The organism is Aeromonas sp. HMWF014 (genome assembly GCF_963878295.1).
In the GTDB taxonomy this organism is placed as follows: Bacteria; Pseudomonadota; Gammaproteobacteria; order Enterobacterales; family Aeromonadaceae; genus Aeromonas; species Aeromonas popoffii.
Map to the genome: position 1 here is coordinate 1 of NZ_CAWNYS010000491.1, position 4,050 is coordinate 4,050.

General features: G+C 60.6%; 3 protein-coding genes and 1 pseudogene. All 4 read left to right on the plus strand.

What is annotated here, in order from left to right:
• Positions 1-1,023 (plus strand): 2-isopropylmalate synthase (locus AAC083_RS18905; RefSeq protein WP_146181738.1); only part of this gene is annotated, 1,023 nt, incomplete at its 5' end.
• 230 nt (positions 1,024-1,253) lie between these two features.
• Positions 1,254-2,438 carry a DUF1615 domain-containing protein gene (locus tag AAC083_RS18910; protein WP_108537426.1) on the plus strand — a complete coding sequence of 395 codons (1,185 nt, stop codon included), beginning with the start codon at positions 1,254-1,256 and terminating at the stop codon, positions 2,436-2,438.
• Positions 2,439-2,534: 96 nt separating this feature from the next.
• A pseudogene (locus tag AAC083_RS18915) lies at positions 2,535-2,681 on the plus strand (IS256 family transposase); the annotation flags it as partial.
• 309 nt (positions 2,682-2,990) lie between these two features.
• Positions 2,991-3,641, plus strand: a complete 651-nt coding sequence (locus AAC083_RS18920; RefSeq protein WP_042035551.1) for a DedA family protein — start codon at positions 2,991-2,993, stop codon at positions 3,639-3,641.
• The last annotated feature ends 409 nt before the right edge of the window (positions 3,642-4,050 follow it).

The window sequence follows — 4,050 nt, forward strand, 5'->3', positions numbered from 1 at the left end:
GAGGTGAACACCCCCAATGTGTTCGCGGATCAGGTGGAGTGGTTCTGCCGCCACCTCAAGGCGCGTCCCGAGGTGAGCATCTCCATCCACACCCACAACGATCGGGGCTGCGGGGTGGCCGCCGCCGAGCTGGCGGTGCTGGCGGGGGCCGATCGCATTGAGGGCACCCTGCTCGGCAATGGCGAGCGTACCGGCAACATGGACATAGTCACCATGGCCATGAACCTCTACAGCCAGGGCGTAGACCCCGAGCTGGATCTCTCTGACATGGATGCCATCGTCGCCACCGTGGGGGCCTGCACCCAGATAGCCCTGCACCCGCGCCACCCCTACGCGGGCGAGCTGGTCTACACGGCGTTTTCCGGCAGTCATCAGGATGCCATTCGCAAATCCCTGGCGGCCGAGAAGCCCAATGCCTATTGGGATGTGGCTTATTTGCCCATCGATCCCGCAGACTTGGGCCGCAGCTACGAGGCGGTGATCCGCATTAACAGCCAGTCCGGCAAGGGCGGCGTCACCTATCTGCTGGAGCGCGACCTTGGCCTGCAGCTGCCGCGCTGGTTGCAAATCGACTTCAGTCGCCGGGTACAGGCGCAGGCCGAGGCAAGCAGCAGCGAAATAAGCCCTGAGCAGATCCGCGCCCTGTTCGAGCAGCACTACCTCGAGCCGGTGCACGGTTATCGCATCGGTCGCTTCCAGCTTGGTCACGACAGTCAGGAGAGTCTGCGCCTCGAGTTGCAGACCCCGAACGGCGTACTGCAACTGTGCGGTGAAGGGGAGGGGGCCATCACTGCGCTGGTCAACGGCTGGGAGCGCCAGACCGGGATGCATATCGACGTGCTCGATTACTCGGAACATGCCCTCAGCGCCGGCACCGAGTCCCGCGCCGCTGCCTATGTGCTGCTGAGTGTCGATGGTCAGCGCATGTGCGGTGTCGCCATCGGTCGTGACGTGGTCAACGCTTCCTTGCAGGCGGTGATCAATGGCGCGGCGCAAATTGAGGCCCTGCGCCAGACGGCTTGATCCGCCCCCTACTCTGCTGCCGGGACACTGTCTTTACCTCTGGTCATGGCCGATACATCGGCAAGGCCCCCGTCCAACCGGCGGGGGCCTGGTTGTGTCAGCGGCCGGTGCTATCTGGCTGGCGAGGCTACTGTCTTCAGATCCCCCAATCAATCCTCTACAATGCCCTGCTGCTGGGGCTCGGACTTGTCTGCTCAAGCCTGTGGCGCCTCATCCATCGGGAAGCTTTCATGCATCATCTCACTCGTTATCCTCATCATGTCGGGCCCCTGCTGGCCGCCTTGCTGCTGGCTGGCTGTGCCAGCGAACCGGCCAGTCAGGGCGATACCCGCAAACCTGGCAGTGCCGCCATCACAGGCCCGGCCATTACCAAACCCGCCGCTCTGCCCAAGGCCAAGACCCCCAGAGCCCCGGCCAGCATGCAGTCGCGCATAGTGCTCCTGTTGCCAGCCCGTACCGTGGATCGTAACGGCTGGGCGCAGGACATAGTCACTGCCCTCGCCAAACAGGATCTGGCCGTGACCGACGAGAACGTTTGCTCAGTGCTGGCGGTAGTCGAGCAGGAGTCCACCTTTCAGGCCGATCCCGTGGTGCCGGGCCTTGGCAAGATCGCCTGGCAGGAGATCAACGCCCGTGCCGGCAAGTTGTTGATCCCCGAGTTTATGGTGCGCACGGCGCTCAGCATCCATTCCCCCACCGGCAAGAGCTATGCCGAGCGCATTGACAAGCTGCGCACCGAGCGGGAAATGAGCGAGATCTTCGAGGACATGATAGGGGAGGTGCCCATGGGCAAGACCCTGTTTGGCAACATGAACCCGGTGCGTACCGGCGGCCCCATGCAGGTCAGCATCGCCTTCGCCGAGGCCAACGCCCGTGGCTACCCTTATCCCGTCAAGGACTCCATTCGCCACGAAGTCTTTACCCGCCGTGGCGGCATCTGGTTTGGCACCAAGCACCTGCTGGGTTATCCCGCAGACTACCCGGATGCCCTCTACCGCTTCGCCGACTTCAATGCAGGCTGGTACGCCAGCCGCAACGCCGCTTTTCAGGCCGCAGTCAGCCGTTTAAGTGGTAAAACCCTGGCGCTGGACGGGGACCTTATTCGCTATGACTCTGATTTACCCGGCAAGACGGAGCTGGCGGTCTATACCCTTGCCAGCCGGGTCAATATGAGCAAACAGGCCATTCACCAGAGCCTGAAACTGGGGGATACCGCCGCATTTTCCAAGACCGACCTCTACCATAGGGTCTTTACCCTGGCCGACAAGCAAGCCGGCAAGCGGCAACCCCGCGCCGTGCTGCCGGGCATCTCCCTGAAGAGCCCCAAGATCACCCGCAACCTCACCACCGCCTGGTTTGCCAAACGGGTGCAGTGGCGCCAGCAAACCTGCTTGAAACGGTTGGGGTCCTTGTAATCGCAAAAAAGGCGGCCAGTAGGCCTAATGCAAGTCAGTCAAGAGAATGTGGGTCTCAGCCCGCGAGGGATGAGGGCCAAAAAGTGAGGGAGGCATAATGCCTCACTGTGCAAGGTAGCCAAGACCCTGCGCTCATTTCTGACCGACGAGTCACTCCTGACGGTGCTGTATTTGGCGCTGCATCAGATAGGTAAGAAATGGACCATGCCGATACGGGACTGGCAGCAGGCGATGAGCCTATTCGGCGAGCGCTGTAACTCACAGCCACAGACACAGAAAAATTTACAATCTCACATACAGCGGGCCACCAACCGGGTGCGGGTCACGTTGATGTCGTAGATGCTGCTGTCGAGCTCGATCCAGAGCCCCAGTGATTTTTTCGTCGCGCCAAGCCGATTATCTCCGCTGCATTAATTTTTTGTTCACTTGACCGGGTGTATAACGAAAGCCTTTCAAGGAGGAAAAAGAGATGGCGACAGGGTGTGTCAGCCGCAGCGGGGGCCATCCGGTTCCCCAGGATGGATGCTCACTGACGTTGATGGGAGTCACCAGATGCAGGATATACTGCTTGCCATATGGCAACAGGACTTTGACCAATTGATCCAGATGCAGGCGGTGGGCCTGCTCGTCACCTGTCTGGTGGTGATCCTCTTTCTCGAATCAAGCTTCGTCTTTTTGCCCCTGCCCGGTGACAGTCTGGTGCTGCTGGCCGGTGGTCTGGTGGGCATGGGGGTGCTTGGCCCCGAAGTCACACTGATTTACTTGCCCCTTGCAGCCGGGCTTGGCAGCCTGATCGCCTATCTGCAGGGCCATGCGCTGCACGGCACCTCCTTCATGGGCCATGTGGAGCGGATGATCCCCGCTGGCAGTCTGCCACGAGCCTCGCGTCTGCTGCAGAACTACGGTTTCTGGGCTCTGTTCTCCTCCCGCTTCGTGCCCTTTGTCAGGGTGCTGACGCCCATGCTGATGGGGGTTTCGCGCCTGCATCTGCCGCGGGTGATGATGGCAAGCTTTGCCAGCGCCTTCCTCTGGGCCCTGCTGCTGAGTCTGGTGGGCAAGTTCGTGATGGCTGCCCCCGTGTTTGAGCAGTATCACGAGCTGATAACCAAGGGTCTGCTGGTGACTTCCCTTGGCCTGTTCGTCATCGCCATGGCGGCCATTGCCATCCGGCTGTTCAAGCGCCCGACCAACCGTATCCGCTGATCGGCTGCGGGTGGTCAAGGTCACCCGCGTGTTTTTTTGTGAATGTTCACCTGGCCAAGGTGCGGTGCCGAGCGGACCGCCAGGGTCGCCTATCCCCGTTCAAGCAGGTACCTGGCAGGAGGATAAAAACTCAGGTCATTTGAGGCAGAATTTGTGATGCCTATCTGTTACACTTCGCGCCCGCCATTTTCCGGCTCACTTTCTGACTTGATGTCGGACGCAGCCACCGGTGGTATCAACCTCCGCCTCGCCTACGCCGAGCCGCAAGCCAAACACAGCCCAGCTGGAACACAGGAACCCAATTTATGAGATTTGAATCGTTCGATTTTGCCCCCGAGATTTTGCGTGCTGTCTCAGATTGCGGTTATCAGGAGATGACCCCTGTGCAGCGCCAGGCGATCCCGACCAT